This is a genomic window from Rhodosalinus sp., assembly GCF_041685465.1.
Taxonomy (GTDB): Bacteria; Pseudomonadota; Alphaproteobacteria; order Rhodobacterales; family Rhodobacteraceae; genus Rhodosalinus.
In genome coordinates this window covers 1-26,273 of the sequence record NZ_JAWLFS010000006.1, presented here as the reverse complement: position 1 = coordinate 26,273, position 26,273 = coordinate 1, and the positions used below count along the sequence as shown (strand labels likewise).

The 26,273-nt window shown below is 70.2% G+C and carries 30 protein-coding genes; 15 read left to right on the top strand and 15 right to left on the bottom strand.

Annotated elements, in window-relative coordinates:
• Positions 1–95: 95 nt before the first annotated feature.
• Positions 96–983, bottom strand: a complete 888-nt coding sequence (gene miaA / locus ACESL7_RS00975; protein ID WP_372890524.1) for a tRNA (adenosine(37)-N6)-dimethylallyltransferase MiaA — start codon at positions 981–983, stop codon at positions 96–98.
• Between the two features lie 116 nt (positions 984–1,099).
• Here miaA and pyrH point away from each other — a divergent pair, with 116 nt between their 5' ends.
• The 13 genes from pyrH (at position 1,100) to lpxB (ending at position 13,248) form a co-directional block, all read left to right on the top strand.
• The gene (pyrH, locus tag ACESL7_RS00970) at positions 1,100–1,828 is read left to right on the top strand and encodes a UMP kinase (protein ID WP_372890522.1); all 729 of its coding nucleotides are present in this window, start codon (positions 1,100–1,102) and stop codon (positions 1,826–1,828) included.
• 48 nt (positions 1,829–1,876) lie between these two features.
• A complete protein-coding gene (gene frr / locus ACESL7_RS00965; RefSeq protein WP_372890520.1) occupies positions 1,877–2,443 on the top strand; it encodes a ribosome recycling factor in 567 nt (188 codons plus the stop codon).
• Between the two features lie 4 nt (positions 2,444–2,447).
• Positions 2,448–3,209, top strand: coding sequence for an undecaprenyl pyrophosphate synthase (uppS, locus tag ACESL7_RS00960; RefSeq protein ID WP_372890518.1), 762 nt, complete (start codon positions 2,448–2,450; stop codon positions 3,207–3,209).
• Positions 3,210–3,213: 4 nt separating this feature from the next.
• Positions 3,214–4,002, top strand: coding sequence for a phosphatidate cytidylyltransferase (locus tag ACESL7_RS00955; protein ID WP_372890516.1), 789 nt, complete (start codon positions 3,214–3,216; stop codon positions 4,000–4,002).
• Positions 3,999–5,174 (top strand): 1-deoxy-D-xylulose-5-phosphate reductoisomerase, encoded by a 1,176-nt coding sequence (gene dxr, locus ACESL7_RS00950; RefSeq protein ID WP_372890506.1) that lies wholly within the window; start codon positions 3,999–4,001, stop codon positions 5,172–5,174. The genes ACESL7_RS00955 and dxr overlap by 4 nt, the downstream gene beginning before the upstream one ends.
• 10 nt (positions 5,175–5,184) lie before the next feature.
• A complete protein-coding gene (rseP, locus tag ACESL7_RS00945) occupies positions 5,185–6,528 on the top strand; it encodes an RIP metalloprotease RseP (RefSeq protein WP_372890504.1) in 1,344 nt (447 codons plus the stop codon).
• A 72-nt stretch (positions 6,529–6,600) separates the two neighbouring features.
• Positions 6,601–6,735: a hypothetical protein gene (locus ACESL7_RS00940; protein WP_372890502.1), complete on the top strand. Its 135-nt coding sequence runs from the start codon at positions 6,601–6,603 to the stop codon at positions 6,733–6,735.
• Positions 6,736–6,831: 96 nt separating this feature from the next.
• Positions 6,832–9,159: an outer membrane protein assembly factor BamA gene (bamA, locus tag ACESL7_RS00935; protein ID WP_372890500.1), complete on the top strand. Its 2,328-nt coding sequence runs from the start codon at positions 6,832–6,834 to the stop codon at positions 9,157–9,159.
• A gap of 4 nt (positions 9,160–9,163) precedes the next feature.
• Positions 9,164–9,883, top strand: a complete 720-nt coding sequence (locus ACESL7_RS00930; RefSeq protein WP_372890498.1) for an OmpH/Skp family outer membrane protein — start codon at positions 9,164–9,166, stop codon at positions 9,881–9,883.
• Positions 9,884–9,942: 59 nt separating this feature from the next.
• Complete coding sequence (gene fabZ / locus ACESL7_RS00925) at positions 9,943–10,413, top strand: 3-hydroxyacyl-ACP dehydratase FabZ (RefSeq protein ID WP_372890496.1); 471 nt, start codon at positions 9,943–9,945, stop codon at positions 10,411–10,413.
• Entirely contained in the window at positions 10,410–11,195 is a 786-nt protein-coding gene (lpxA, locus tag ACESL7_RS00920; RefSeq protein WP_372890494.1) for an acyl-ACP--UDP-N-acetylglucosamine O-acyltransferase, read from the top strand. The genes fabZ and lpxA overlap by 4 nt, the downstream gene beginning before the upstream one ends.
• 5 nt (positions 11,196–11,200) lie before the next feature.
• The gene (locus tag ACESL7_RS00915; RefSeq protein WP_372890492.1) at positions 11,201–12,097 is read left to right on the top strand and encodes an LpxI family protein; all 897 of its coding nucleotides are present in this window, start codon (positions 11,201–11,203) and stop codon (positions 12,095–12,097) included.
• Entirely contained in the window at positions 12,097–13,248 is a 1,152-nt protein-coding gene (lpxB, locus tag ACESL7_RS00910) for a lipid-A-disaccharide synthase (RefSeq protein WP_372890490.1), read from the top strand. Before ACESL7_RS00915 ends, lpxB begins: the two co-directional genes overlap by 1 nt.
• Positions 13,249–13,260: 12 nt before the next feature.
• Here the strand turns inward: lpxB and ACESL7_RS00905 are convergent, their stop codons facing one another.
• From ACESL7_RS00905 to ACESL7_RS00880, 6 genes are all read right to left on the bottom strand, one after another.
• Positions 13,261–13,872, bottom strand: coding sequence for an invasion associated locus B family protein (locus tag ACESL7_RS00905; protein ID WP_372890488.1), 612 nt, complete (start codon positions 13,870–13,872; stop codon positions 13,261–13,263).
• Positions 13,873–14,155: 283 nt separating this feature from the next.
• Positions 14,156–15,490, bottom strand: a complete 1,335-nt coding sequence (locus ACESL7_RS00900; protein WP_372890486.1) for a branched-chain amino acid ABC transporter permease — start codon at positions 15,488–15,490, stop codon at positions 14,156–14,158.
• Positions 15,487–16,497 (bottom strand): branched-chain amino acid ABC transporter permease, encoded by a 1,011-nt coding sequence (locus ACESL7_RS00895; RefSeq protein ID WP_372890484.1) that lies wholly within the window; start codon positions 16,495–16,497, stop codon positions 15,487–15,489. The genes ACESL7_RS00900 and ACESL7_RS00895 overlap by 4 nt, the downstream gene beginning before the upstream one ends.
• Positions 16,498–16,656: 159 nt before the next feature.
• Positions 16,657–17,481 carry an ABC transporter ATP-binding protein gene (locus ACESL7_RS00890; RefSeq protein ID WP_372890482.1) on the bottom strand — a complete coding sequence of 275 codons (825 nt, stop codon included), beginning with the start codon at positions 17,479–17,481 and terminating at the stop codon, positions 16,657–16,659.
• A complete protein-coding gene (locus ACESL7_RS00885; protein ID WP_372890480.1) occupies positions 17,478–18,266 on the bottom strand; it encodes an ABC transporter ATP-binding protein in 789 nt (262 codons plus the stop codon). Before ACESL7_RS00885 ends, ACESL7_RS00890 begins: the two co-directional genes overlap by 4 nt.
• 96 nt (positions 18,267–18,362) lie before the next feature.
• Positions 18,363–19,544 carry an ABC transporter substrate-binding protein gene (locus ACESL7_RS00880; protein WP_372890478.1) on the bottom strand — a complete coding sequence of 394 codons (1,182 nt, stop codon included), beginning with the start codon at positions 19,542–19,544 and terminating at the stop codon, positions 18,363–18,365.
• 145 nt (positions 19,545–19,689) lie between these two features.
• Between ACESL7_RS00880 and ACESL7_RS00875 the strand changes: the two genes are divergently transcribed.
• Positions 19,690–20,808, top strand: a complete 1,119-nt coding sequence (locus ACESL7_RS00875) for a PQQ-dependent sugar dehydrogenase (protein WP_372890476.1) — start codon at positions 19,690–19,692, stop codon at positions 20,806–20,808.
• A gap of 125 nt (positions 20,809–20,933) precedes the next feature.
• On the opposite strand, the gene ACESL7_RS00870 is transcribed toward ACESL7_RS00875, so the two are convergent.
• The 5 genes from ACESL7_RS00870 to hpt form a co-directional block, all read right to left on the bottom strand.
• Positions 20,934–21,938, bottom strand: a complete 1,005-nt coding sequence (locus ACESL7_RS00870) for a GlxA family transcriptional regulator (protein WP_372890474.1) — start codon at positions 21,936–21,938, stop codon at positions 20,934–20,936.
• 161 nt (positions 21,939–22,099) lie between these two features.
• A complete protein-coding gene (locus ACESL7_RS00865; RefSeq protein ID WP_372890472.1) occupies positions 22,100–22,981 on the bottom strand; it encodes a cytochrome c in 882 nt (293 codons plus the stop codon).
• 9 nt (positions 22,982–22,990) lie between these two features.
• The gene (locus tag ACESL7_RS00860; protein WP_372890470.1) at positions 22,991–23,458 is read right to left on the bottom strand and encodes a c-type cytochrome; all 468 of its coding nucleotides are present in this window, start codon (positions 23,456–23,458) and stop codon (positions 22,991–22,993) included.
• A 105-nt stretch (positions 23,459–23,563) separates the two neighbouring features.
• The gene (locus ACESL7_RS00855; RefSeq protein WP_372890469.1) at positions 23,564–23,752 is read right to left on the bottom strand and encodes a hypothetical protein; all 189 of its coding nucleotides are present in this window, start codon (positions 23,750–23,752) and stop codon (positions 23,564–23,566) included.
• A complete protein-coding gene (gene hpt / locus ACESL7_RS00850) occupies positions 23,752–24,288 on the bottom strand; it encodes a hypoxanthine phosphoribosyltransferase (protein WP_372890467.1) in 537 nt (178 codons plus the stop codon). The genes ACESL7_RS00855 and hpt overlap by 1 nt, the downstream gene beginning before the upstream one ends.
• 74 nt (positions 24,289–24,362) lie before the next feature.
• On the opposite strand from hpt, the gene ACESL7_RS00845 reads away from it, so the two are divergent.
• On the top strand, positions 24,363–24,854 hold the full coding sequence (locus ACESL7_RS00845) for a type II toxin-antitoxin system RatA family toxin (protein ID WP_372890465.1): 492 nt from the start codon (positions 24,363–24,365) through the stop codon (positions 24,852–24,854).
• Here the strand turns inward: ACESL7_RS00845 and ACESL7_RS00840 are convergent.
• The 3 genes from ACESL7_RS00840 to ispF all read right to left on the bottom strand — a co-directional run.
• Positions 24,812–25,288 (bottom strand): CinA family protein, encoded by a 477-nt coding sequence (locus ACESL7_RS00840; RefSeq protein ID WP_372890463.1) that lies wholly within the window; start codon positions 25,286–25,288, stop codon positions 24,812–24,814. The two genes, ACESL7_RS00845 and ACESL7_RS00840, sit on opposite strands and share 43 nt — an antisense overlap.
• An 11-nt stretch (positions 25,289–25,299) precedes the next feature.
• Positions 25,300–25,797, bottom strand: a complete 498-nt coding sequence (locus ACESL7_RS00835; RefSeq protein WP_372890461.1) for a phosphatidylglycerophosphatase A family protein — start codon at positions 25,795–25,797, stop codon at positions 25,300–25,302.
• Positions 25,794–26,273: 2-C-methyl-D-erythritol 2,4-cyclodiphosphate synthase (ispF, locus tag ACESL7_RS00830; RefSeq protein WP_372890458.1), on the bottom strand; the 480-nt coding region annotated here is incomplete at its 5' end. The genes ispF and ACESL7_RS00835, both read right to left, overlap by 4 nt.

The window sequence follows — 26,273 nt, the reverse complement described above, 5'->3', positions numbered from 1 at the left end:
CCGCCCCTGCATGGCGCATCGCCCCCCGCCTTGCCAACCCGCCTTTCACGATCCCGGCACAAATCGGCCCATGGCGGCCGTGCACCGACGCGGCATTAGGCGCGCGGGAGCCCGCGCGCGTCGACGCCGTGCCAGGCGCGCATCCGCGCGCGAAACCACGTGCGCTGGCGCTTGGCGAAGCGGCGCGTGGCCGCCACGGCCTGCGCGCGTGCGTCCTCGAGGGGAATCCCGTCCTGCAGGTGCGCGACCAGCTCCGGGGCGCCGATGGCCTTGGACGCCGGCAGATCGCCGCGCCAGATTGGCAGCACGGCCCGCACCTCGTCGAGCGCGCCCTGTGCGAGCATCGCGTCGAAGCGCCGTTCGATTCGCGTGGCGAGCCAGTCGCGCGGCGCATCGATCCGCAACGGCACCGTGTCGCCGAGCGGCAGGCGCGGCGGCCCGGTCTCGTCCTGCCACTGGGCCAACCCGCGCCCGGTGGCGCGCAAGACCTCCCAGGCGCGGCGCACCCGAGCCGGATTCGCGCGGTCGATGCGCGATGCCGTGGCCGCGTCGAGCTCCGCGAGCAGCGCCGCGGTGCCGCCCTCGGCGATGCGCTCCGCTGCCTCGGCGCGCACCGGCTCCGGGATCGCCGGGATGTCCGCCAGCCCTTCGGTCAGCGCCGAGAAATAGAGGCCGGTGCCGCCGACGAGGATCAATCTGTCGCCCCCGTGAAGACGCGGCTCCAGGTCGCGCAGCCACTGGCCGACGGAGTATTCCGCCTCGGGCGCGAGGAAGCCGTAGAGCGCATGCGGCGCGCGCGCCTCCTCGGCCGGCGCGGGCCGCGCGCTGAGCACGCGCCAGACCCGGTGCACCTGCACGGCGTCCGCATTCACGATCACGCCCCCCTGCCGCTCGGCGAGGCGGAGGGCGAGCGCGGACTTGCCGCTTGCCGTCGGGCCGGCGATCAGGACGTGACGGTCGGCGGGGATGTCCTCGATTTCCAAGGGCCTGGTGCCTCGTCGGGCGCTGCGGCGGGGGCGCTGTGCGGGCCGGATTGAACCCGCCGGGGTTTTGCGACATTTTGCGCGCGATCCTACGAGTGCCCCGGAGTGCGTGCAACATGGCCCCAGAGCCCCCCAAGACCGCCTATCGGCGCGTCATGCTGAAACTCTCGGGCGAGGCGCTCATGGGCGATACCTCCTACGGGCTTCACCCGCCCACCGTCTCGCACATCGCGCGCGAGGTGGCGGCGGTGCACGAGATGGGCGTCGAGATCTGCATGGTGATCGGCGGCGGCAACGTGTTCCGGGGCCTTCAGGGGGCCGCGCAGGGGATGGAACGCACCACCGCCGACTACATGGGGATGCTCGCGACGGTGATGAACGCGCTGGCGATGCAGTCCGCGCTCGAGAGCCTGGGTGTCTTCACGCGGGTGATCAGCGCGATCCCGATGGACCAGATCTGCGAGCCCTACATCCGCCGCCGCGCGGTGCGCCACCTCGAGAAGAAGCGCGTCTGCATCTTCGCGGCCGGCACCGGAAACCCGTATTTCACCACCGACACCGCCGCGACGCTGCGCGCCAACGAGATGGCCTGCGAGGTGATCTTCAAGGGAACGAAAGTCGACGGGGTCTATGATTCCGACCCGATGTCGAACCCGGACGCCAGGCGCTACGACCGCATCACCTACGATCAGGTGCTCGCCGACCACCTGAAGGTCATGGACGCCTCGGCGATCGCGCTGGCGCGGGATAACGCGCTGCCGATCATCGTGTTCTCGCTCGACGAGCCGGGCGGCTTCCGCGGCATCCTCGCGGGCGAGGGTGCCTATACAATGGTACACGGCTGAAGATAGTCTGACGCGGCGCGCGCCGCGTCCGAGGGAAAGAAAAGAACGATGGCAGACGACGAGATCGAAATCGACACCGACGACCTCGAACGGCGCATGAAGGGGGCGATGAGTTCCCTGAAAGGCGAACTCGCCAGCCTGCGCACCGGGCGGGCCTCCTCCTCCATGCTGGAGCCGGTGATGGTCGAGGCCTACGGGCAGCGCACGCCGATCAACCAGGTGGGCACGATCAACGTGCCCGAATCGCGGATGATCACGATCAACGTCTGGGACAAGAGCCTCGTCGGAAAGGTCGAGAAGGCGATCCGCGAGTCCGGGCTGGGCATCAATCCGCAGCTCAACGGCACCATCATCATGCTGCCCATCCCCGAGCTGAACGAGGAACGCCGCCGCGATCTGGGCAAGGTGGCGGCGCAGTACGCCGAAAGCGCGCGCGTGGCGATCCGCAACGTGCGGCGCGACGGCATGGACCAGATCAAGAAGGCGAAGGCCGCCGGCCTCTCCGAGGACGATCAGAAACTCTACGAGGAGGAAGTGCAGGCGCTCACCGACCGCTACATCAAGGCGGTGGACGAGGCGCTCGAGGCCAAGCAAGCCGAAATCATGCAGGTCTGAGCGCATGCCGGAGGACGCCAGCGACGGCGCCGCGGCCGCGGCGCGCCTCGGCCCGCGCCACGTGGCCATCATCATGGACGGCAACGGCCGCTGGGCGACGCAGCGCGGGCGTCCGCGCCTGTTCGGTCACCACGCCGGCGCGCAGCGCGTGCGCGAGATCGTCGAGTCCTGCCCGGACTACGGCGTGGAGTACCTGACCGTCTTCGCCTTCTCGACGGAGAACTGGAAGCGCACGCAGGCCGAGGTGGCGGGCCTGATGAACCTCTTCCGCGGTTACATCCGCCGCGAGGCGCGGGCGCTCATGGCCAACGACGTGCGCGTGCGTTTCATCGGCGACCGCGTGCGCCTCGACGCCAAGCTGATCGGGCTCATGGACGAACTCGAGGAGATGACCGCCGGCTGCCGCGGCACCAACCTGACCGTGGCGCTCAATTACGGCGGCCGGGACGAGGTGGCGCGCGCCACGAAACGCTTGGCCGAGGACGTGGGCCGCGGTCGCCTGCGCCCCGAGGACGTGGACGAGGAGACGCTGCCGCGCTATCTCGACACATGTGTATTGCCCGACCCGGACCTCGTCATCCGCACGAGCGGCGAGGCCCGCATCTCCAACTTCCTGCTCTGGCAGTCGGCCTATTCGGAATACGAGTTCGTGGACACGCTCTGGCCCGATTTCACACGCGAGGAGTTCGGCCGCCTGCTGAAGAGTTTCGGGCGGCGCGACCGGCGCTTCGGCGCGGTGCCGTCGCGCGGCGCCGCGGCGCGGTGAGCGCGTGAGCGGCGCCGCCTGGGGCGATCTCGGCACCCGCCTCGCCACCGGGGCGGGATTGGTTGCGGTGGGCGCGGCAGGCATCTGGGCCGGCGGTCACGCGTTTCACGCGCTGGTCGCCGTCGTCAGCGGCCTGATGATCTGGGAACTCGGGGGCATGCTCGACCGGCGGCCCGCGGTGCGTCGCGGGCTCGGCGCGGCGGCGGGGGTGGCGGTGCTCGCCGCGATCTACCTGCCGCCCGGTCTTGCGCTGCCCGTGCTGCTCGCGCCGGCGCTTCTGGGCTTCGGGATCATCGCGCGTGATCGGGCGCTCTGCATGGGGTACACGGCGCTCGTCTGCCTCGCCGGGTTCGGCATGATGGGGGTGCGCGACGATTTCGGCGCGCTCTGGATGCTCTGGCTGGTGGCTGTGGTGGTGGCGAGCGACGTGGCGGGCTATTTCGCCGGGCGCGCCCTTGGCGGGCCGAAGTTCTGGCCCCGCATCAGCCCCAAGAAGACATGGTCCGGCACCGTCGCCGGCTGGATCGGCGGGGGCGCCGTGGGCGCCGGCTTCGCAGGGGCCACCGGCGCGGGCGCAGGGCTGATCGGCGTCTCGGTCGCCGTCGCCATGGCCGCGCAGATGGGCGACGTCGCGGAGAGCGCGATGAAGCGCCACCTCGGCGTCAAGGACAGCTCGGCCCTCCTTCCCGGGCACGGCGGGCTCCTCGACCGGTTCGACGGGATGCTCGGCGCGGCGCTTCTCGTGCTGATCGCCGAGCAGGTGGTGCGCTTCCCGCCGGGGGCGGCGACATGAGGCGGGTCTCGATCCTCGGTGCGACGGGCTCGATCGGGCAGAACACGATCGACCTGATCGACCGCGCGCCGCCGGGCACCTTCGAGGTCGTCGCGCTGACCGGCGGGCGCAACGTCGCGCAGCTGGCCGAGGACGCGCGCCGGCTCGGCGCCGCGGTGGCGGTGACGGCGCATGAGGAGCACCTCGAGGAGCTGCGCGCCGCGCTCGACGGCTCGGGCGTGGAGGCGGCGGCCGGGCAGGGCGCGCTGATCGAGGCTGCGGCACGTCCCGCGGACTGGGTGATGTCGGCCATCGTCGGCGCCGCCGGTCTCGCTCCCGGCCTCGCGGCGCTGGAGCAGGGGGCGACCCTCGCGCTCGCCAACAAGGAGAGCATGGTCTGCGCCGGTCCCCTCGTGATGGCGACCGCGCGGCGCCACGGCGCGACCGTCCTGCCCGTGGACAGCGAGCACTCCGCCGTCTTTCAGGGCCTCGTCGGCGAGGACCGCGCAGCGGTGGAGCGCATCGTCATTACCGCCTCGGGCGGCGCCTTCCGCGACTGGCCGCTGGAGCGGCTCGCCCACGCCACGCCGGCCGAGGCCGCGACGCACCCGAACTGGGACATGGGCCAGCGCATCACCATCGACAGCGCCTCGATGTTCAACAAGGCGCTGGAAGTCATCGAGGCGCGGGAGCTCTTCGGCGTCGAGCCCGCGCGGATCGAGGTGCTGGTACACCCCGAATCGATCGTGCACGCGCTCGTGGGATTCGCCGATGGCGCGCTCATGGCGCATGTCGGCCCGCCGGACATGCGGCACGCGATCGGCTACGCGCTCAACTGGCCCGAACGCCGCGCGCTTCCGGTGGAGCGGCTGGACCTCGCCGCGCTCGGGCAGCTCACGTTCCGCGCGCCCGACGACCGGCGCTACCCCGCGCTGCGCCTCGCGCGGGAGGTGATGGCGCGCGGCGGGCTTTCCGGGGCGGCCTTCAACGCCGCGAAAGAGATCGCGCTCGACGGCTTCATCGCCGGGCGAATCGGCTTCCTCGAGATGGCGGAGGTGGTCGAGGAGGTGCTCTCCCGCCTTTCGTCAGAGCCGGGTCGCATTGATGCCTCTTTCGACCTCGAAACCGTGCTCCATATAGACGGTTCGGCCCGGCGCGTCGCCGGGCAGGTCATTTCGGAACGCACATCCTGAGGAGACGGATTTGGACGCGCTGAACCTGATCCCGCAGTTCGGCGGGTTGATCTGGACCATTCTCGCCTTCGTGATCGCGCTGTCGGTGATCGTCGCGATCCACGAGTACGGGCATTACATCGTCGGCCGCTGGTCGGGGATCGAGGCGGAGGTCTTCTCGCTCGGGTTCGGGCCGGTGCTCTGGTCGCGCACCGACAGGCGCGGCACGCAGTGGCAGATCGCCGCGCTGCCCTTCGGGGGCTACGTCAAGTTTCTCGGCGACGCCAACGCGGCGAGCGGGACCGACGCCGAGGCGCTTGCCGGGATGAGCCCGGAGGAGCAACGCCACACCATGGCCGGGGCGCCGCTCTGGGCGCGCGCGGCGACCGTCGCGGCGGGGCCGGTCTTCAACTTCGCGCTCTCGATCGTGGTCTTCGCGGCGGTGCTCTTCGCCCGCGGCGAGATCGCCGAGCCGCTCACCGTGGGCGATCTGCGGCCCGTGCCGGTGACCAACGAGCTTCAGGAGGGCGACCGCATCCTCGAGATCGCGGGCGTGGCGCTGCCGGGCTTCGAGGAGACGGAGGCCTTCGAGAGCTTCTCGGAAGAGCTCCCGCGCGCGCCGGAGCTGTCGTATCTCGTCGCCCGCGACGGGCAGCAGATCGAGGTGACCGGCCCCTATCCCTATCCGCCGATCGTGACGCAGGTGATCCCGCAGTCCGCGGCGCTCGCGGCGGGGCTGCGCCCGGGTGACGTCATCACCGAAGTGAACGGGGAAGAGATCGCCGCCTTCGACGACCTGCGCGAGATCGTGGAGCGCTCCGAGGGCACGCCGCTCGCGCTCACCGTCTGGCGCGACGGTGAAACGCTCGCGCGCACGCTCGAGCCCAAGCGCACCGACGAGCCGCAGCCCGGCGGCGGGTTCGAGACGCACTGGCGCATCGGCATCATCGGCGGCATGGTCTTCGAGCCCGCGACCGCGATGGTCGGCCCCTTCGAGGCGCTCTGGGGCGGCGTGGCGCAGGTCGGCACGGTGATCCAGGGCTCGCTCTCGGGCCTCTGGCACATGGTGACCGGCGCGATCAGTTCCTGCAACCTGTCCGGACCGATCGGCATCGCCGAGACCTCGGGCGCGATGGCGAGCCAGGGGGCGCTCAGCTTCGTCTGGTTCATCGCGGTGCTCTCGACGGCCGTGGGGCTTCTGAACCTCTTCCCCGTGCCGGTGCTGGACGGCGGGCACCTCGTCTTTCATGCCTATGAGGCCGTGTCCGGGCGGCCGCCGTCCGAGCGCGCGCTTCAGGCGCTGATGGGCGCGGGGCTGGTCGCGATCCTGTCGCTCATGGCCTTCGCGATCTTCAACGACCTCTTCTGCCCCTGAGCTGCGGCGCCGAAATCCTGCCACATTGGTGCGTTACGCTCTGTCGCGTCAGATACTGAAGGCAGCGGAGCGATGCAGACGATGGACACCCTGCGCCACGGCGGCCGAAGCATCGGCGCGCTTCTCGCGCTGAACTGGGACTGGATCGCCTATCCGGCGGCGATCCTCATCGGCCTCGGTCTGGGCGCCTTTCTGGCGCTCGTGTGAGGCCGGCGCGGCAGCGCGCACCGACCCGCGCGGCTTTGACAACCCGGTGCGATGCCGATACCACCGCCCGGAGGGATGTCGGAACGGGTTGGCGTGATGCAGAAGCGATCGGGGGCCGCGTCGCCGCGCGGCGGTGTTCTCACGGCGTGGCTTTTCGCGGTCGTTCTGGCGACGGGCGCGAGCATGGCCGGCGCGCCGGCCGAGGCGCAGGAGTACCGCTTCACCTCGGTCGAGATCGACGGCAACGAGCGCATCCAGCCGAGCACCATCCTCAGCTATGCCGGCATCGCCCGCGGCGAGACCGTCTCGGCCGCCGAACTGAACCGGGCGTATCGCCGGATCCTCGACAGCGGCCTCTTCGAGACCGTCGAGATCGACCCGCAGGGCACGCGCCTCGTGATCCGCGTCGCCGAGTACCCGACGATCAACGAAATCTCATTCGAGGGAAACCGTCGCATCGACGACGATCAGTTGAGCGACCTGGTCGACGTGCAGCCCCGGCGCGTCTTCAATCCCGCGCAGGTCGAAAGCGACGTCACGTCCATCGTCGAGGCCTACGAGGCACAGGGCCGTATTGCAGCCCGGGTCACTCCGCGCGTGATCGAGCGGGGCGACAACCGCGTCGATCTGGTCTTCGAGGTGTTCGAAGGGGACGTGGTCGAGATCGAGCGCATCGGCTTCGTCGGCAACGACGCCTTCTCCGACCGCCGCCTGCGCCGCGTGCTGGAGACCAAGCAGGCCGGCGTCCTGCGCGCCTTCATCCAGTCCGACACGCTGGTCGCCGACCGGATCGAGTTCGACCAGCAGCTTCTGACCGACTTCTACAATTCGCGCGGCTACGTCGATTTCGAGATCACCTCGGTCAACGCCGAACTCGCCGACGAGCGCGACGCCTACTTCGTGACCTTCAACGTGCAGGAGGGGCAGCGTTTCCGCTTCGGCGAGCTGACGGTGACGAGCGATCTGCCGGACGTCGACCCGGCAGAGTTCCAGGAGGTCGTCCGGTCCAGCCCCGGGCAGGTCTACTCGCCGTCCCGCGTCGACAACGATATCGCCCGGCTCGAGCGACTGGCGGTGGATCGCGGGCTCGACTTCGTGCGCGTCCAGCCCGAGATCAGCCGCAACGACCGGATGCAGACGCTCGATGTCGCCTACCGGCTGGAGCGCGGCCCGCGCATCTTCATCGAGCGCATCGACATCGAGGGCAACACCTCGACGCTCGACCGCGTGATCCGTCGCCAGTTCCGCGTCGCCGAGGGTGATCCCTTCAATCCCCGCGAGATCCGCGCGGCGGCCGAACGCATCCGGGCCCTCGACCTCTTCGCGTCGGCCAACGTCGATGCCCGCGAAGGGTCGAGCGGGGAACAGGTGATCGTGGACGTCGACGTCGAGGAGCAGCCGACCGGCAGCCTGACCTTCGGCGGCACCTATTCCAGCACCGCGGGCTTCGGCGCCGTGGTCCGCTTCCAGGAGCGCAACTTTCTCGGACGCGGGCAGCGCTTCTCGCTGCAGGTCTCCACCGGCGAGGACGACCGTGTCTACGAACTCGGGTTTACGGAACCGGCCTTCCTCGGGCGTGACCTTCGCTTCGGGTTCGATCTCTCGTATCGCGAGACGGACAACCTTCTGGCGAGCTATGACACCGCGACGGGACGCTTCCGGCCCTCCTTCGAGTTCCCGCTGACGGAAAGCGCGCGGCTCGGCCTCAATTACACCGCCGAATACACGGAGCTTTCCGACGAGGGCCCGAACGTGGGGCGCATCATCAGCGACGAGATCGACCGCGGCGACGAGTGGAACAGCTCGGTGGGCTACACGATCAGCTACGACACGCGGCGCAGCGGCCTCGATCCCGACGCGGGCATCCTGCTCGAATTCGGGCAGGACTTCGGCGGCATCGGCGGCGACAACACCTTCGTGGAGACCCGCGCCCGTGCCGTCGCGCAGCGGCGCGTCTGGAACGAGGAAGTGACCCTGCGCGCGTCCCTCGAGGGTGGCGCGCTCAACTATTCCAGCGGCTCCAGCCGCGTGACCGACCGGTTCTTCCTCGGGCCGCGGCGGATGCGCGGTTTCACGCTCGACGGGATCGGCCCGCGCGAACGCAACGTGGGCGACAGCGTCGACGACGCCCTCGGCGGGGAGATGTACGCCGTCGCCCGGTTCGAGGCCGAGTTTCCCCTCGGCCTGCCGGAAGAGGTCGGAATCACCGGTGGCGTCTTTTACGACGCCGGATCGCTCTGGAGCCTCGAGGACACGAACTCCGATGTGCTCTACGAGGATTTCTCGCTGCGTCAGACGATCGGTTTCTCGGTGTTCTGGGATACGCCGATCGGACCGCTTCGCTTCAACTTCTCCGAGGCCCTCGAAAAGCGCCCGCATGACGAAGCGCAGAACTTCGACCTGACGATCTCGACCGACTTCTGACGCCGTGTGCCTCTCGGGTCTCTGCCGGACGGGTCTCACGACGCTGGCGCTGGCGCTTTTTGCGCTCATGTCGAGCGTCGCGGCGGCACAGGATCAGGGGCGAAGCGGTTTCGTCACCGGCACGGTGCAGAGCCCGGTGCTCACCGTCGACCCCGAGCGCCTCTACGCCGAATCGGCCTACGGGCGCCGCGTGGCCGAGGAGCTCGAAGAGCAGGGCGCCGAACTCGCCGCGGAGAACCGCCGCATCGAGGCCGAGCTCGCGGAGGAGGAACGCGAGTTGACCGACCGTCGGGCCGGGATGGCCCCCGAGGCCTTCCGGGCCGAAGCCGACGCCTTCGACGAGCGCGTGATGCGCATTCGCCGCGAGCAGGACGCCAAGGCGCGTGCCCTCGCGGCGCGCAACGACGCCGCCCGCCGCACCTTCATCGAGGCCGCACAGCCGGTTCTGGAGGAGATCATGCGGGACGCCGGCGCGGCGGTGATCGTGGAGGCACGGTCCGTGTTCATGAGCCTCGACGCCGTGGATGTGACCGACCGCGCGATCGAGCGGCTCGACGCGACGATCTCTCCGGACATCCCCGAGACGCCCGAGGTCGCGCCGCCGCGGACCGAGGCGCCGTCGCCCGATGAGCCCGCGCCCGACGGCCTCACGGTGACCCCGCCTGCCTCGCCGTCCGACGGCGGGGAGGAGCCGGACCCGACGGCCGGGGACGTGCTGCCCTGAGCGCCTTGCCCCGCCCTGCGGGGCTTGCTAGCAGAACGTGACCCTTTCCGGAGCCGCCGATGACCGAGCCCCAGACCGCCGATATCCAGCTCATTCAGCGCATCCTGCCGCACAGATATCCCTTTCTTCTCGTGGACAGGGTCGAGGGGATCGAGGGCACGCAGGCGGCCACGGGTATCAAGAACGTCACCGCGAACGAGCCCCATTTCCAGGGGCATTTCCCCGGCCACCCGATCATGCCCGGCGTCACGATCGTCGAGGCGATGGCGCAGACCGCCGGCGTGATGGTGGGCGTGGCGCTCGATCTCGCGGACCAGCGGCTGCTTCTCTACTTCATGGGAATCGACAAGGCGAAGTTCCGCCGCAAGGTGGTCCCGGGCGACGTGCTCGAGATGCGGATCGAGACGCTGCGCGGCAAGCCGGGCGGCAAGGTCTGGAAATTCTCGGGCCGCGCCGAGGTGGCGGGCGAACTCGCCGCCGAGGCCGAGTTCTCCGCGATGTTCGACCAGAGCGGCGGGGCGCCGGCTTGAGCGCGACGATCCACCCCTCTGCCGTCGTCGAACCGGGGGCGACGCTCGGCGAGGGCTGCGCGATCGGCCCTTTCTGCCACGTCGGGCCGGAGGTGGAGCTCGGCCCGGGCGTCGAGCTGCGCAGCCATGTCGTCGTCTCCGGCGCCACGCGGATCGGCGCCGGGACGGTGATCTTTCCCTTCGCGGTGATCGGCGAGGTGCCGCAGGACCTGAAGTTCCGCGGCGAGCGCACGCGCCTCGAGATCGGCGCGCGCAACCGCATCCGCGAGCATGTCACCATGAACTGCGGCACCGAGGGCGGCGGCGGCGTCACGCGCGTGGGCGACGACGGGCTCTTCATGGCCGGGTGCCACGTGGCGCACGACGTGCAGATCGGCGACCGGGTGATCCTCGTCAACAACGCCGCGCTCGCCGGGCACTGCGTGCTCGAGGACGAGGTGATCGTGGGCGGGCTGTCCGGCGTGCACCAGTTCGTCCGCATCGGGCGCGGCGCGATCATCGGCGCGGTGACGATGGTCACCAACGACGTGATCCCGCACGGTCTCGTGCAGGCGCCGCGCGGGCGGCTCGACGGGCTGAACCTCGTCGGGCTGAAGCGCCGCGGCGTCTCGCGCGAGGACATCACCGCGCTGCGTGCCGCCTTCCAGATGCTCGCGCAGGGCGAGGGCGCGTTTCAGGACCGCGCGCGCCGCCTCGGCGAGGAGACGCGGAGCGCGTATGTCCGCGAAATCGTCGATTTCGTGCTCGCCGGCAGCGATCGCTCCTTCCTGACGCCGGGGTGAGCGGAATGCTGGCGCTGATCGCAGGGGAGGGAACGCTGCCCGCTGCCGTCGCCGCGGCACAGGCGCGCCGCCCGCTCGTCTGCGCGCTGCGTGGCCACGCGCCCGAGGGGCTGACGCCCGACCTGACCTTCCGTCTCGAACAGCTCGGCGGGCTGATGGCCACGCTCAAGGCGCAGGGTGTGACGCAGGTCTGCCTCTGCGGCGGCGTGCGCCGGCCCGAGATCGACCTCGGCGCGCTCGACGACGCCACGCTGCCGCTGGTGCCGCGGCTGCGCGACGCGCTGCGCCTCGGCGACGACGGGGCGCTGCGCGCGCTGATCGCCATTCTGGAGGGCGAGGGCTTCGCGGTGGTCGCGGCGCATGAGGCCGCGCCGGGGCTGCTGCCGCCCGCGGGCGTGTTGACGGCTGCGCGGCCCGGACCGGAGACCGACGCGGAGGCGCGGCTCGGCGCCGAGGTTGTCGCCGAGATGGGCGCCGCCGATCAGGGGCAGGCCTGCGCGATCCGGGGCGACCGGGTGCTCGCCCGCGAGGGGCCGGAGGGCACGGACGCCATGCTCGCCCGCCTCGCGCCGCCGCAGGCGCCGGGGCCGGGGGATGCCCCGGGCGACCCCTTCAGCTGGGCCGCCGACATGATGGGCGACGTCCTCGGGGGCGCGGCGGACTGGCTCTCGGGGCAGGGGGGCGAGGAGGCCGCGCGCGCGGGCCTTCTCTACAAGGCGCCGAAGCCCGATCAGGACCGGCGCGCGGATCTGCCCGCCATCGGCCCGCGCACCGCGGAGGGCGTGGCCGCCGCCGGGCTCGCCGGCGTGGTGATCGAGGCGGGCGGCGTCATGGTGCTCGACCGGGACGCGACGGTCGCGGCGCTCGACCGGGCGGGGTTGTTCCTCTGGGTGCGCGGCTGATGCGCGTCTTTCTCATCGCCGGGGAGGCCTCCGGCGACCGGCTCGGCGCGGCGCTGATGGAGGGGCTCGCGACCCTCGCGCCGGAGGTGACCTTCGAAGGGATCGGCGGGCCGGACATGACGGCCCGGGGGCTCGAGAGCCTCTTCCCGATGGAGGAGATCTCGGTCATGGGCGTGGTCGAGATCCTCGCGCAATACCGCGCGCTCAGGCGGCGGATCGCCGAGACGGCGGAGGCCGTGGTGGCCGCCCGGCCGGACGTTCTGATCACCATCGACCTGCCGGAGTTCAGCCTGCGCGTCGCCGAGCGCGTCAAGGCGCGCGCCGATATCCGCACCGTGCACTACGTCGCGCCGACGGTCTGGGCGTGGCGGCCGAAACGCGCCGAGCGCATGGCCGCGCACGTCGACCAGGTGCTCGCGCTCCTGCCGTTCGAGCCGCCCTACATGGAAGCCGCCGGGATGCGCTGCGATTTCGTGGGCCACCCGGTCGTCACCGCGCCGCAGGCGGGGACGGCGGAGGTGGAGGCGTTCCGTCAGCGCCACGGGATCGGGACAGGGCCGCTCGTTCTTGCGCTGCCGGGCTCGCGCCGGGCGGAGGTCGCGCGGCTCACCCCCATCTTCCGCGCCGCGCTTGCGCGGCTCGCGGAGGCGCGGCCGGGCCTGCGCGTGGTCGTGCCGGCGGCGCATGACGTCGCGGATCAGGTCGTGGCGGCGGTCACGGACTGGCCCGGCGCGCCGGTGGTGATCGACCCGCGCGCGCCGGATGCGGCGGCCGAGAAACGCGCCGCCTTCGCCGCGGCCGACGTGGCGCTTGCCGCCTCGGGCACCGTCTCGCTCGAGCTTGCGGCGGCCGGAACGCCCATGGTGATCGCCTACGACATGGGCTGGATCTCGCACCAGATCATCGGGCGCATGGTGCGGCTGGACACGGTGACGCTCGTCAACCTCGTCTCTGGCACGCGCACGGTGCCGGAGTTTCTTGGCCGCGACTGCCGTCCCGGCCCGATCGCGGCGGCGCTCGGCACGGTGCTCGACGACCCCGGCCCGCAGCGCGCCGCGATGGCCGAGACCATGGCGCGGCTCGGCGCGGGCGGAGCGCCGCCGGGTCTGCGCGCCGCGCGCGCCGTGCTCGAGGGGATGGGGCGGGCCTGACGGCCCGCGCGCTCAGTTCTCCAGAACCTCGAGCTGGTCGTAGCCGTCGGTGAAGCCCGCCAGCGACATCTCGAGCGTCACCGTCTGATCGGGGGCCGCGAAAGGCACGATGGTGACTTCCGCCGCCGCGCCGCGCTTGTAGGCTTCGATATCCGACGCGGTGAGGCCGATGCGCGCGTAGCAGCCGACCTGATTGCAGAAGGAGAACGGGTAGCGCTTGCCCTGTCCGCCGTCGACGGCGACGCGGAGTTCCTCGGTCAGCAGCGTCTCGAGCGGCGCGATCACGGTGGCACCGGCTTCCGCCTGTCCGCCCTCCGGAAGGCGAAAGATGCTGACTTCGGCGACGGGATTGTCGTCGGCGTCGGTCAGGAGCTGGTACAGCGTGCAGGGGTCCGCGCCTTCTTCGGTGCGGATGCACTGGATCTGCCAGTCGCCCGACTCGTCCTCGACGTAGGTGGACCCGACATCCGCCGTGCCCAGGCTCAGGTCGGCGCCGGGCGTGTCCGATTGCGCGGTCTCGGCATCGGCGGCCTCGTCGGCGGGCGCGTCGGAGTCCTGCGCGGCAAGCGGCGCGGCGACGGCAGTCAGGGCGGCGAGGGTCAGCAGTCGGAGTGTGCTCTGCATGGCAGGGGCGTCCCGGTTTTCAGTTGCGGTCGCGGCGGGCCATATCACGCGCCGGGCCGGGTGTCAGCGTCGAAACCGAACGCGCCGTCCGCGCAGAGAAAAAGGAGGCCTGAGCCTCCTTTTCCCGGTGTTGCCACCCCCCCGTCGGACCGGCCGGCCCTGTCATTGCCTTGACGCTACGAAGTCTGCGCATACGCGTCAACAGCCAATCGCGGAGCGCATGGCGCGGCCGGGGCAGGGGGCATCGACATGCCCGGAAAAGAGGCCGCGCCCGGGGTGCGGCCTAGCGTTCCGGGAGCAGCCCGCGCGGCGCGAAGCGCAGCATCAACAGCATCACGACCCCCATGGTCAGGAGGCGCATGTGCGCGACGCTGTCCATCAGATGCGATCGCACCGCGCTGTCCTCGGCCATGCCGGCGGTCACGATGGACATGACGCCCGCGCCGATCGGCTCCACCTGAACCCAGAGCCACCAGACGAGGAAGCCGCCGAGCACCGCGCCGAAGTTGTTGCCGGAGCCGCCCACGATCACCATCACCCAGATCAGGAAGGTGAAGCGCAAGGGCTGGTAGCTCGCGGGCGTGAGCTGACCGTCGAGCGTGGTCATCATCGCCCCGGCGAACCCGAGGAGCGCCGAGCCGAGGATGAAGACCTGCAGGTGCCGGCCGGTCACGTCCTTGCCCATCGCCTCGGCCGCGGTCTCGTTGTCGCGGATGGCGCGCATCATCCGGCCCCAGGGCGAATTGAGCGCGAGTTGCGCGGCGATCAGCAGAATGACCAGCACGATCGTGAAGAGCACGCTGTAGCCGAGCTTCACGGCGATCGAGGAGGCCGCGGAGGGATCCAGCCCGAGGCTTGTGGCCTGCTCGACGAAGCCCGGATCCTGGCGCAGATCGACTTCGCGGGGCACCGGGCGGGGCAGGCCGGTCACGTTCTTCACCCCGCGCGAAAGCCAGTCCTCGTTCTTGAGCACGGCGATGACGATCTCGGCGATGCCGAGCGTCGCGATGGCGAGGTAGTCGGACCGCAGCCCCAGCGCCACCTTGCCGATCACCCAGGCCGCGCCGGCGGCCAGCAGCCCTCCCACCGGCCAGGCCAGCACGATCGGCAGGCCGAGGCCGCCGAGATAGCCGGTGGACGCGGGGTTCACCGCCTCGACCGCATCCTTGGCCGGGTCCAGCAGACCGCGGTAGACGAAGAATCCCACGACGACGACCGCGAAGACCGTGAAGGCGCGCAGCTGTCCCGGCTTCATCCGCTTGTAGAGCGCCACGGCGAGCGCGATCACGCCCGCGCCGACGAGCAGCGCGCCCAGGATCCGCGCCCCGCCCGCGGACCAGGCCGCGGGCACCGGCGGCATGGAGACGAGCACCGCGGCGAGGCCGCCGAGCGCCACGAAGCCCATGACGCCCACGTTGAAGAGCCCGGCGAATCCCCACTGCATGTTGATGCCGAGCGACATGATCGCGCTGACGAGCCCCATGTTCAGGATCACCAGCGCGGTGTTCCAGCTCTGCACGAAGCCGGTCCCGAGGATCAGCACGGCCACCAGCACGAAGAGGAGGACCGTGCGCGCGCGGTCGGTGCCGCCGCCGCCGGAGTGGATGCGCTCGCTCATACCGCCTTCCCCCTGAAGAGACCGGTGGGCCGGATCAGCAGGACGACGACCAGGATCACGAAGCTCACCGCGAATTTGTAATCCACCGCCAGGAGCTGCACGAGCCCGTCGGGCTCGAGGCTCTCGGGCAGGAGATAGACCAGCACCTTCTTCCAGGCGTAGGTGATCGTCACTTCGGAGAAGGCGATGATGAAGCCGCCCGCGATCGCGCCCACGGGGCTGCCGAGGCCGCCGACGATGGCGGAGGCGAAGATCGGCAGCAGGAGCTGGAAATAGGTGAAGGGCTTGAAGCTCTTGTCGAGGCCGTAGAGCGTGCCCGCCACGGTGGCGAGCGCGGCCACGATCAGCCATGTCACGAGCACCACCCGCTCCGGGTTTATGCCGGACAGCAGCGCGAGGTCCTCGTTGTCGGAATAGGCGCGCATCGACTTGCCCGTGCGCGTGCGATTGAGAAACCAGAACAGGATCGCGACGACCACGAGCGCCGTGACCAGCGTGATCGCCTGGCTGGTACGAATGGCGAGCCCTTCCTGAAGCCCGGTCATGGCGCGGAAATCCAGCGCCGAGATGACGAAGCGCGCCCCGTCGCCGAAGTTCTGGTCGCCCGGGCCGATGACGAAACGCGTGAGCCCGTTGTAGACGAACATCACCCCCATCGAGACGATCACGAGGATCACCGGCTTCACCCGTTGCGCCCGGTAGAAGCGATAGACCACCCGGTCCGTCGCGAGGACAAGCGCCGCGCAGACGGCGATGCCGAAGGGCAGGGCGAGGAGCGCGGTGGGCAGCGGCCCGAGGCTCACCCCGAGGCTCTGCAGCCACCATGTGGCGAGGATCACGCCCATGGTGCCGAAGGCCATCGTGTCGCCGTGCGCGAAGTTGGAAAAGCGCAGGATGCCGTAGATCAGCGTCACCCCGAGCGCGCCGAGGGCGAGCTGGCTGCCGTAGGCGACGGCCGGGATGATCACGAAGTTGGTGAGCGCGACGATCGCGTTCAGGAGATCCATGCGTCGGTCACTCCGGTGGGGGCGAGGCGCGGCGCGCGGCCTCGCAGGTGCCGTGATAGGGGGACGTCGTGCCGGCGGCGGGCCTCTGGAAGCGGCGCGCCTCTTCGGCTGCGGCCCGGAAAGACGCAGGCGTCGGCGCAGCGAGGGGGGTCGGCCGTCTCATCCGCCCAGAAAGCTGCGCCGCACCTCGGGATCGGCGAGCAGCTCCTCTCCGGTGCCGGTGTAGGCGTTGCGCCCCTGCACGAGCACGAAGCCCTGATCGGCGATCGCCAGCGCCTGGCGCGCGTTCTGTTCGACCATGAGGATCGAGATGCCGGTGCGCGCCACCTCGATGATGCGGTCGAAAAGCTCGTCCATGACGATCGGGCTGACGCCGGCGGTCGGCTCGTCGAGCATGAGCACCTTGGGCTCGGTCATCAGCGCGCGGCCCACCGCAACCTGCTGGCGCTGCCCGCCGGACAGCTCGCCCGCCGGCTGGCGGCGTTTCTCCTTGAGGATGGGGAAGAGGTCATAGACCTGCGCCATCGTTCCGGAATGATCGTCCGTCCGGATGAAGGCGCCCATCTCGAGGTTCTCCTCCACCGTCATGGAGGTGAAGATGTTGGCGTTCTGCGGCACGAAGCCCATGCCCTTGCGCACGCGCGCCTGCGGGGTGAGGCGCGTGATGTCCTCGCCCCCCAGCCGCACGGAGCCGGTGTGGATGCTCAGCATTCCGAAGACGGCCTTCATCGCGGTGGACTTGCCCGCGCCGTTCGGCCCGACGATCACCGCGATCTGGCCCTTTTCGACGGCGATGGTGCAGTCGTGCAGGATATCCGCGCCGCGCCCGTAGCCGCCGGTCATGCCGTCGCCGATGAGAAAGGCGTCCCGCGTGTGCACGGGACGCACGCCGCGGTTGTCGGCCGCACGCAACTGGCCCACGCGGCCGTCCTTCGTGATCGTCCGGTCCTTGTTGCCGCGGTCGTCGTAGGCCGCGCCGCTCATGCCTCCGCCTCCGCCTTGGCCTTGTTCTTGAGGCCGGTGCCCAGATACGCCTCGATCACGCGCTCGTCGGCCTTGATCTGGTCGAGCGTGCCCTCGGAAAGCACCTTGCCCTCGGCCATGCAGATGACCGGATCGCAGATCCGGCCGATGAAATCCATGTCGTGCTCGATCACCACGAAGGTGTAGCCGCGCTCCTTGTTGAGGCGGACGATGGCGTCGGCGATGGTGTTCAGAAGCGTGCGGTTCACGCCCGCACCCACCTCGTCGAGGAAGACGATCTTCGCGTCCACCATCATCGTGCGCCCGAGTTCGAGCAGCTTCTTCTGCCCGCCGGAGAGGTTCCCGGCCTTCTCGTCGGCGAGATGATCGATGGTGAGGAACTCCAGCACCTCATGCGCGCGGGCGGCGATCCCGGCCTCCTCGCGGCGGATGCGGCCGCGCGCGAACCAGGTGCTCCAGATCGACTCGCCCGCCTGTCCGCCGGGCACCATCATCAGGTTTTCCAGGACCGTCATCGAGTGGAACTCGTGCGCGATCTGGAAGGTCCGGAGGAGCCCCTTGTGAAAGAGCGCGTGCGGCGCGAGGCCGGTGATGTCCTCGCCCGCCATGGTGACGCGGCCCGAGGTCGGTGAAAGATCGCCGGCGATCACGTTGAAGAGCGTGGACTTTCCCGCCCCGTTCGGCCCGATCAGGCCGGTGATGGAGCCCGGCGTGATCGAAAGGCTCGCGCCGTCCACGGCGTGGAAGCCGCCGAAATGCTTGTGCAGGTCATGGACCTCGATCATGGGCACCTCTGCGCCGCGCGGTCCGCGGTCACTTGCCGTGCGAAACAGCCCGGAGATATCCCCGGGCTGTTTCCGGTCGGTTGTCGCAGCGCCGGTTCAGCGGAACTGCACGGTCTCGTAGTCGCTGTCGATCACGTCGTACTCGCGGTAGGTGCCCGCAGCTTCGCCCGGCCCGATCAGCTCGACGTTGGAGGCGCCGACGTAGTCGACCTCGCCGCCCTCGGCGAGGATCTCGAGCGCCCGGCCCAGCTCGCCCGGCAGGATCTTCTCGCCCGGCTCGTTGGCCACGTCCATGACGTTCGCGGCGATCGCTTCCGGCGTCGCTTCGCCGGCAGCCATCATGGCGAGACCCATGAGCGCGGCGGCGTCGTAGCTTTCGCGGGTGAAGGAGCTCTCGCCGTTGACACCGGCCTCTTCGGTGATCGTGGAGAAGGCCTCGGTGCCCTCGCCCTCGCTCCACGGCACGGCGCCGAAGGAGCCTTCCATGAACTGGCCGAGATCGGCCAGCAGCTCGTCGCCGTACATCCCGTCGCCCATGACGAAGCGATCGAAGGCCCCCGTGTCGAGCGCGGAGCGGATGATGCCCTTGCCGCCCTGGTCGGAGTAGCCGAACACCGCGAGCACCTCGCCGCCCGCCGATGCCAGCGCGCCCACTTCGGCCGAGTAGTCGGCCTTGCCGTCCTCGTGCGGCGCCGAAAGCGTCACCTCGCCCCCCATCTCCTCGTAGGAGCCCTGGAAGCTGTCGGCGAGGCCCTTGCCGTAGTCGTTGTTCGTGTAGGTGACGGCCACCTCCTCGATGCCGCGATCCATCAGGATGTCGGCGATCACGCCGCCCTGACGCGCGTCGGAGGGCGCGGTCCGGAAGAAGAGCCCGTCGTCCTCGGCCGTCGACAGCGCCGGCGAGGTCGCCGAGGGCGAGATCATCGGGATGCCGTTCGGCACTGCCACGTTCGACAGGACCGCGCCCGTGACGCCCGAGCAGTCGGCGCCCATGATCCCCACGATGTCGTCGTCGGTGATCAGCCGTTCGGCCGCGGCGGTGGCGGCAGCGCTGTCGATGCAGGTCGAATCCGCGCGCACCGGCACGAGCGTGTGGCCGTCGAGGAAGTTGCCGCTCTCGTTCATTTCCTCCATGGCGAGTTCCGCGCTCTCGGCCATGTGCGGCGTGAGCGATTCGATGGGTCCGGTGAAGCCCAGGATCACCCCGATCGGCACATCCTCGGCGGCGGCCGTGCCGGCGATGACGGAGGCGGCGCTGGCCATCAGAAGCTTTTTCATGTCTCGACTCCCTGGTTGGACGGAACGTCCCGCCGGAGACTAGAATTTCCGATCACGATTGAAAAGTATGATCCGCGCCCCGCGTGCGCGGGGCTGACGCGGCGCGGCGCCGCGGCTATCCTCGCGTGCAGAGATGGAGGTGGCGATGCGGACACTGCTGACGGCGGCGGCACTGGCCGCGGCGCTCGCCGGACCGGGGCAGGGCGACGCGCCCGCCGGCGAGATCGAGACTGCCGCGGGACCCGCGGCGCTGGAGCGCATGGCCGAGGGCTTCCGCACGCCCTGGTCACTGGATTTCCTGCCCGGCGGTGGCTTTCTCGTGACCGAGCGCGCGGGCGCGCTCTGGCGCGTCGCGCCGGACGGCACACGGACCGAGATCGGCGGCCTCCCCGGGATCGCCGCGATCGGGCAGGGCGGCCTGCTCGACGTGCTGGTGCCGCGCGATTTTGCAGACCGCCGCGAGATCGTTTTCACCTACACCACCGAGATCGAGGGCGGCGGCACCGGCACCGCGGTCGGCGCCGCGCGCCTGCCGGACGGGGCAGGGCGGCTGACCGATCTGCGCGTTCTTTTCGAGATGGAGCCCGGCGGGCGCACCGGGCGGCACTTCGGCTCGCGCCTCGTGGAGGCGCCGGACGGAACGCTCTTCTTCACCATCGGCGACCGGGGCGAGCGGCCCTCGGCGCAGGATCTTTCCATGCACAACGGCTCGGTGCTGCGCATCGCGCGCGACGGCTCCGTCCCCGAGGACAACCCGCTCGTCGGGCGTGACGACGCGCTGCCCGAGATCTGGTCCTGGGGTCATCGCAATCCGCAGGGCCTCGCCCTCGACCCCGAGGGCCGGCTCTGGCTGCACGAGCACGGCGCGCGCGGCGGCGACGAGATCAACCGCGTCGAAAAGGGCGTGAACTACGGCTGGCCGGTCATCTCCTACGGGACGCATTACTCCGGCGCGAAGATCGGCGAGGGCACGTCGAAGCCCGGCATGGCGCAGCCGGAGTTCTACTGGGACCCGTCGATCGCGCCCTCCGGCATGGCGATCCATTCGGGTGCGCTCTGGCCCGAATGGCGCGGGCACATCTTCGCGGGCTCGCTCAAGTCGGATTTCATCGCCCATGTCGGCGGGGACCCCCTGCGCGAGATCGCCCGCATCGCCGGCCCGGCGACGGGCCGCGTGCGCGACGTGACCGAGGGGCCGGAGGGCGCGCTCTGGTTCATCTCGGAGGCCGAGGGCGCGATCTACCGCATGACGCCCGCCCCGTAGGGTGCGTGGTCCCCACGCACCGCGGCGTTGTCCCGTGTGGGGTGGCGGTGCGTGCAAGCACGCACCCTACGCGGCTGTCGTCGTAATGGGCGTGGGGTCCCAAGTGCCCGCCCCGCGCGCCGGTCTCAGATCGACAGCCGCGCCGCCTGGCTGCCACGCTCGCGGTAGGGCGTCGTGTCGTAATGCGCGCGGTAGCATTTCGAGAAATGCGACGGGCTCGCGAAGCCGCAGGCGAGGGCGACGTTGATCACGCTCATGTCCGTCTGCATCAGCAGGTTGCGCGCCTTCTGCAGCCGGAGCTCCATGTAATACCGCTTGGGCGAGCGGTTGAGGTAGCGGCGGAAGAGCCGCTCGAGCTGCCGGGTGGACATGCCCACTTCCCGCGCGAGCACCGCGGGGCTGATCGGCTCCTCGATATTGGCTTCCATCATCTGGATCACGCGGCTGAGCTTCGGATGGCGCACGCCGATCCGAGTCGGGATCGAGAGGCGCGGGCTGTCCTGATCGGTGCGGATCGTCGAATAGATCAGCTGATCGGCGACCGCGTTGGCGAGTTCCTCGCCGTAGTCGTTGGCGATGATCTTGAGCATCAGGTCGATCGAGGCGGTGCCACCCGCCGTGGTCATGCGGTTGCCGTCGATCACGAAGATGGATTTCGTGAGCGCGACCTCCTCGAATTCCTCGGAAAAACTGTCCTGGTTTTCCCAGTGGATCGTGGCGCGCTTGCCGTCGAGAAGCCCGGCCGCCGCCATCGTGTAGCTCGCCGTGCAGAGCCCGCCGACGATCAGGCCCTTGCGCGCCTCGCGCCTGAGCCAGCCGAGCACGCGTTTCGTCGTGGCCTGCCGCACATCGAGCCCGCCGCAGACCATCACCGTATCCTCGCGCGAGAGCGCCTCGAGGTCGCCGTCCACGCGGAAGGTGATGCCGGCCGAGCAGGTCACGTCGGCCCCGTCCTCGGCCAGCAGCCGCCACGTGTAGAGCTTGCGATCGGCCATGCGGTTGGCGATCCGCAGGCAGTCCACCGCCGAGGAGAAACAGTGCAGCGAGAAGTTCTCGAGCGGCACGAAAACGAAGGAGCGCGGCCGGAGCGGCACGCTTGCAAGGCGAACGGTCTGACGGGGCGGGTTCATTGGCCTTCCTGTCCTCTCGCAAGCTGAACGCGCGGGCGAGTCACCCCCGAAAACAAGGGGACGCGCATAGCATTCTGCAAGAAGGACAGCGTTCGGGCCCGCAGGTCAATAGGCCCGCGCGCCCGGAAAGCCCCGGAAAGCCCCGGAAAGCCACGTCGCCTTCACTCCAGCGCGAGCAGATAGGCCGCGATGGCTTCGCGGTCGGCCGCCTCGAGCTCGGCGAGATTGGTGACGACGTCGGCCATGCTGCCGCCGGCGGAGTCGTAATCCGGGGTGAAGCCGGATTCGAGATACCACGCGATATCCGACGCGCTCCACTCCAGTTCGCCCGGCGTGATGGCGGGAATCCGTCCCTCGCCGGACGGGTTCGGCGCCCCCGCGAGCCAGCGCGCCCGGTCGGGGCCGCCGAAGCGGTCGCGCGGGGTGTGGCATTCGCCGCAATGCGCCAGGGCCTCTACGAGGTGACGCCCGCGCTCGACCGCGTCGTCCTCGGCTTCGGCCATCACGAAATCGTCGCGCAGGTAGAGCCGTTTCCAGAGGCCGACGCCGCGGCGCACCGAATAGGGAAAGGCCACCTCGGAAGCGGCGCTCTCGACCTCCGATTCGGGCAGCGTGCGCAGGAAGGCCCAGAGATCGGCGACCTCCTGCATCTCCATCTTCGTGTAGGCGGTGTAGGGAAAGGCCGGGTAGTAATGCCGTCCCTCCGGCGACACGCCGCGCAGCATGGCGTCGGCGAACTCCGCGAAGCTCCAGTCGCCGATGCCGTGCTCCGGATCGGGCGAGATGTTGGGGGCCGCGAAGGTGCCGAAATCGGTTTCGAGCGGCGCGCCGCCGGCGAGCACGCGCCGCGCGTCGCCCTCCGCGTCCTCATCCGCGTGGCAGGACGCGCAGCCGCCGGCGAGGAAGATGCGCTCGCCGCGTTCGGCCTCGCCGGTCACGCCCTCGGTCGCCGACGCCGGCAGACGGGAGGGCGCGCTCAGGACCCAGCCCGCCGCCGCGAGGACGGCGGCGAGCCCGATCAGGATGGTAAAGACACGGCGCATCGGCCGGAATCAGCTTTCCGGCGTGCGGTGCGCGTCGTGGCAGGCCTTGCAGGTGCCGCCCACGTTCTGCAGCGCGGCGCCCACGGCCTGACGGCCGTCGCCCGCGGCGGCCTGCATCTCCGCCGCGGCGTCGCCCAGATCCTCCCATTTCGACAGGAAGTCCTCGTTGTCGTCCCAGATCGAGGGTTCTGCGCGCGTGCCGTCCATGGACATGGCATCGCTGCCCTCCGGCCAGTGCAGCGACTGGTCGATGCCGGTGACCGTCACCAGCGTGTCGGCGGCGGTCTGCGCGCGCTCGGCGTCGTACTCGATCTCGCCCTGCGCCATACCGCCGAGCACGCCGAGGTTCAGCGCCATGATCCGGAACTGACCCTGCCGCGCCTTGAGCTGCGCCTCGAAATCGTCCTGCGCCATGGCGGCGGGCGCCACGAGCGAAAACGCCGTCGCAGCGGCGAAGATCCTGGCCTTGAGGTGCATCTGTCGTCTCCCTTGTTAGGACGTACACGATGACCCTAGCGTGCCACAGATCCGCGACGAAAGCATGACTCCAATTCCCTGCCTGCGGGAGGGGCCTCCGGCAGCTCAGCGCACGACGGGCAGCCCGCGCGGGCGCGGCGCGAGGTCCATCCAGTCGGGCGTTCCGAAGAGCGCCTCGAGGCCCGCGATGGCGAGCGCCGCGAGGATCACGATTCCCACGGTCCAGCGGAAGGCCTTCGACGGCGGATGCCGCGCCCAGCGGTACATCCGCAGGAACCATTGCATCGGCAGCATCAGGTGAACCGAACCTTTCCGATGAAGGGCAGGTTGCGGTCGTGCTGCGCGTAGTCGATGCCGTAGCCCACGACGAACTCGTCCGGGATCTCGAAGCCGGTCCAGTCCGCCGTGACCTCCACCTCGCGTTTCGTCGGCTTGTCGAGGAGCGCGATGGCGCGCAGCCGCTTCGGCCGCCGCGCTGCCAGAAGCGTCATGACATGCGCGAGCGTATGGCCGGTGTCGACGATATCCTCGACCACCAGCACGTCGCGCCCCTCGACCTCGCCGCGCAGGTCCTTGAGGATGCGCACCTCGCGCGAGCTTTCCATGGCGTTGCCGTAGGAGGAGGCCTCGAGGAAGTCCACCTCCACCGGCAGGCGCAGCTCGCGCACCAGATCGGCGATGAAGACGAAGGAGCCGCGCAGCAGCCCCACGACGACCAGCTTGTCGGTCCCCTCGTAGGCGGCCTCGATCTCGTGTGCGAGCGACTCGACCCGCGCCGCGATGGACTTGGCCGAGATCATCTCGTCTATGACATATGGACGCTGCCCCATGCGTTCCCCCTTGAATCGGCGGCCGGAGCATACGACATCGGCCGCCACTGTCACGGAGGAAACCCGGCCGCGCCATGCCTGCCCATTCCGAAACCCGGACGCTGCCCTATACGCCGCAGCAAATGTACGATCTCGTCGCGGACGTCGGCCGCTACCCAGAGTTCCTGCCCTGGACCGGCGCCGCGCGCGTGCGCTCGCGCGAGCCGATGACCGGGCCGGGTGGCGAGCACGGCGAGCTGATGCACGCCGATCTCGTCATCTCCTTCAAGGTCTTCCGCGAGCGCTTCGGCAGCCGGGTGGAGCTCTGGCCGGTCGAGAAGTTGATCAAGACCGACTACCTCGACGGGCCGTTCAAGCACCTCCACTCCGAGTGGCGTTTCGAGGCGGCCGACGCGGGCTGCCGCGTCCACTTCGAGGTGGATTTCGAGTTCAAGAACCGCATCCTGCAACGTGCGGCGGGGCTCTTCTTCTTCGAGGCGATGCAGCGGATCGTGCGCGCCTTCGAGGCGCGCGCGGGCGATCTCTACGGCGCGCCCGCCGCCGCGTCGAGCAGCGACATGGCGTGATCCACGGCGGCGCGGCGCACGTTCTCGCGCCCGAGCGCGCCGAACTCCCTTGTCTCGGCCCGCGTCTCGGCGCCCGCCGCGGCGAGCCCGAAACAGACGCGGCCCTCCGGTTTCGTCTCGCTGCCGCCGGGTCCGGCGATGCCGGTGATGGCGAGCGCCACCTGCGCCTCGGACCGCGCGAGCGCGCCCTCGGCCATCTCGCGCGCCACCGGTTCGGACACCGCGCCATGCGCCTCGAGCGTCGCTGCCGCGACCCCGAGCAGATCCTGCTTCGAGCGATTGGTGTAGGTCACGAAGCCCCGGTCGAAGATCCTGGACGATCCCGCCACCTCGGTGATGCGCGCCGAGAGAAGGCCCGCCGTGCAGCTTTCCGCCGTGACGATCCGCAGCCCCGCGTCACGATACCGGATCAGCAGGAGATTCGGTTGCGTCATGCGAGCCTCCCTCAGCCCATGAGCCAGAGATGGAACAGCGCGGCGAGCGCGACGGTTCCCGCCGCGGCGAAGGCGCCCGCGAGCAGATCGTCGAGCATGACGCCCGTCGCCCCCGGCCGCCGGTCGGCCCAGCCCACCGGCCCCGGTTTCAGGATATCGAAGGCGCGGAAGAGAACGAAGCCCGCGATCCAGCCGGGCCAGAGGTCGAGCGCCGCCGCCCCCGACATCATCGCGCCTGCCGAGACGGGCCAGAGCGCGAGCCATTGCCCGGCGAGTTCATCGACCACGATCTCGGGCGGGTCCGACGGCCCGCCTGCGCGCGTCTCGACCGACACGGCCCACCAGCCGATCGCCGTGACGGCCACAGTTGCGACGGCCACCGCCGCGAAGCCGCCCAGAACATGGAGCGCCCAGAGGAGCGGCAGCGCCGCGAGCGAGGCCCATGTGCCCGGCGCCGGCCGCAGGTAGCCCAGCCCGAAAAGGGTCGCGATCGCGCGCGTCAGCGTCATGGCGCCACCAGCGTCGCGGTGGCGAGCGCCGCGATCCCCTCTTCGCGGCCGGTGAAGCCCAGCCGCTCGCTCGTCGTCGCCTTGACGCTCACGCGGTCCGGCGCCGCCCCGGTTTCCCGCGCGATTTCTGACGTCATCGCAGGGACATGCGGGCCGATCTTCGGGTGCTCGCAGACGAGCGTCACATCGAGGCTGGCGAGGCGGTAACCCCGCTCGACGGCGAGCCCGGCGGCATGGCGCAGGAAGACACGGCTGTCGGCCCCCTTCCACCGGGCATCGGAAGGCGGGAAATGCTGCCCGATGTCGCCCGCGGCCAGCGCGCCATAGATCGCGTCCGTCAGGGCATGCAGCCCCACGTCCGCATCGGAATGCCCGACGAGGCCGCGATCGTGCGGGATGCGCACACCGCAAAGGATCACATGATCCCCCCCGCCGCCGAAGGCGTGCACGTCGTAGCCGTTGCCCGTCCTTACATC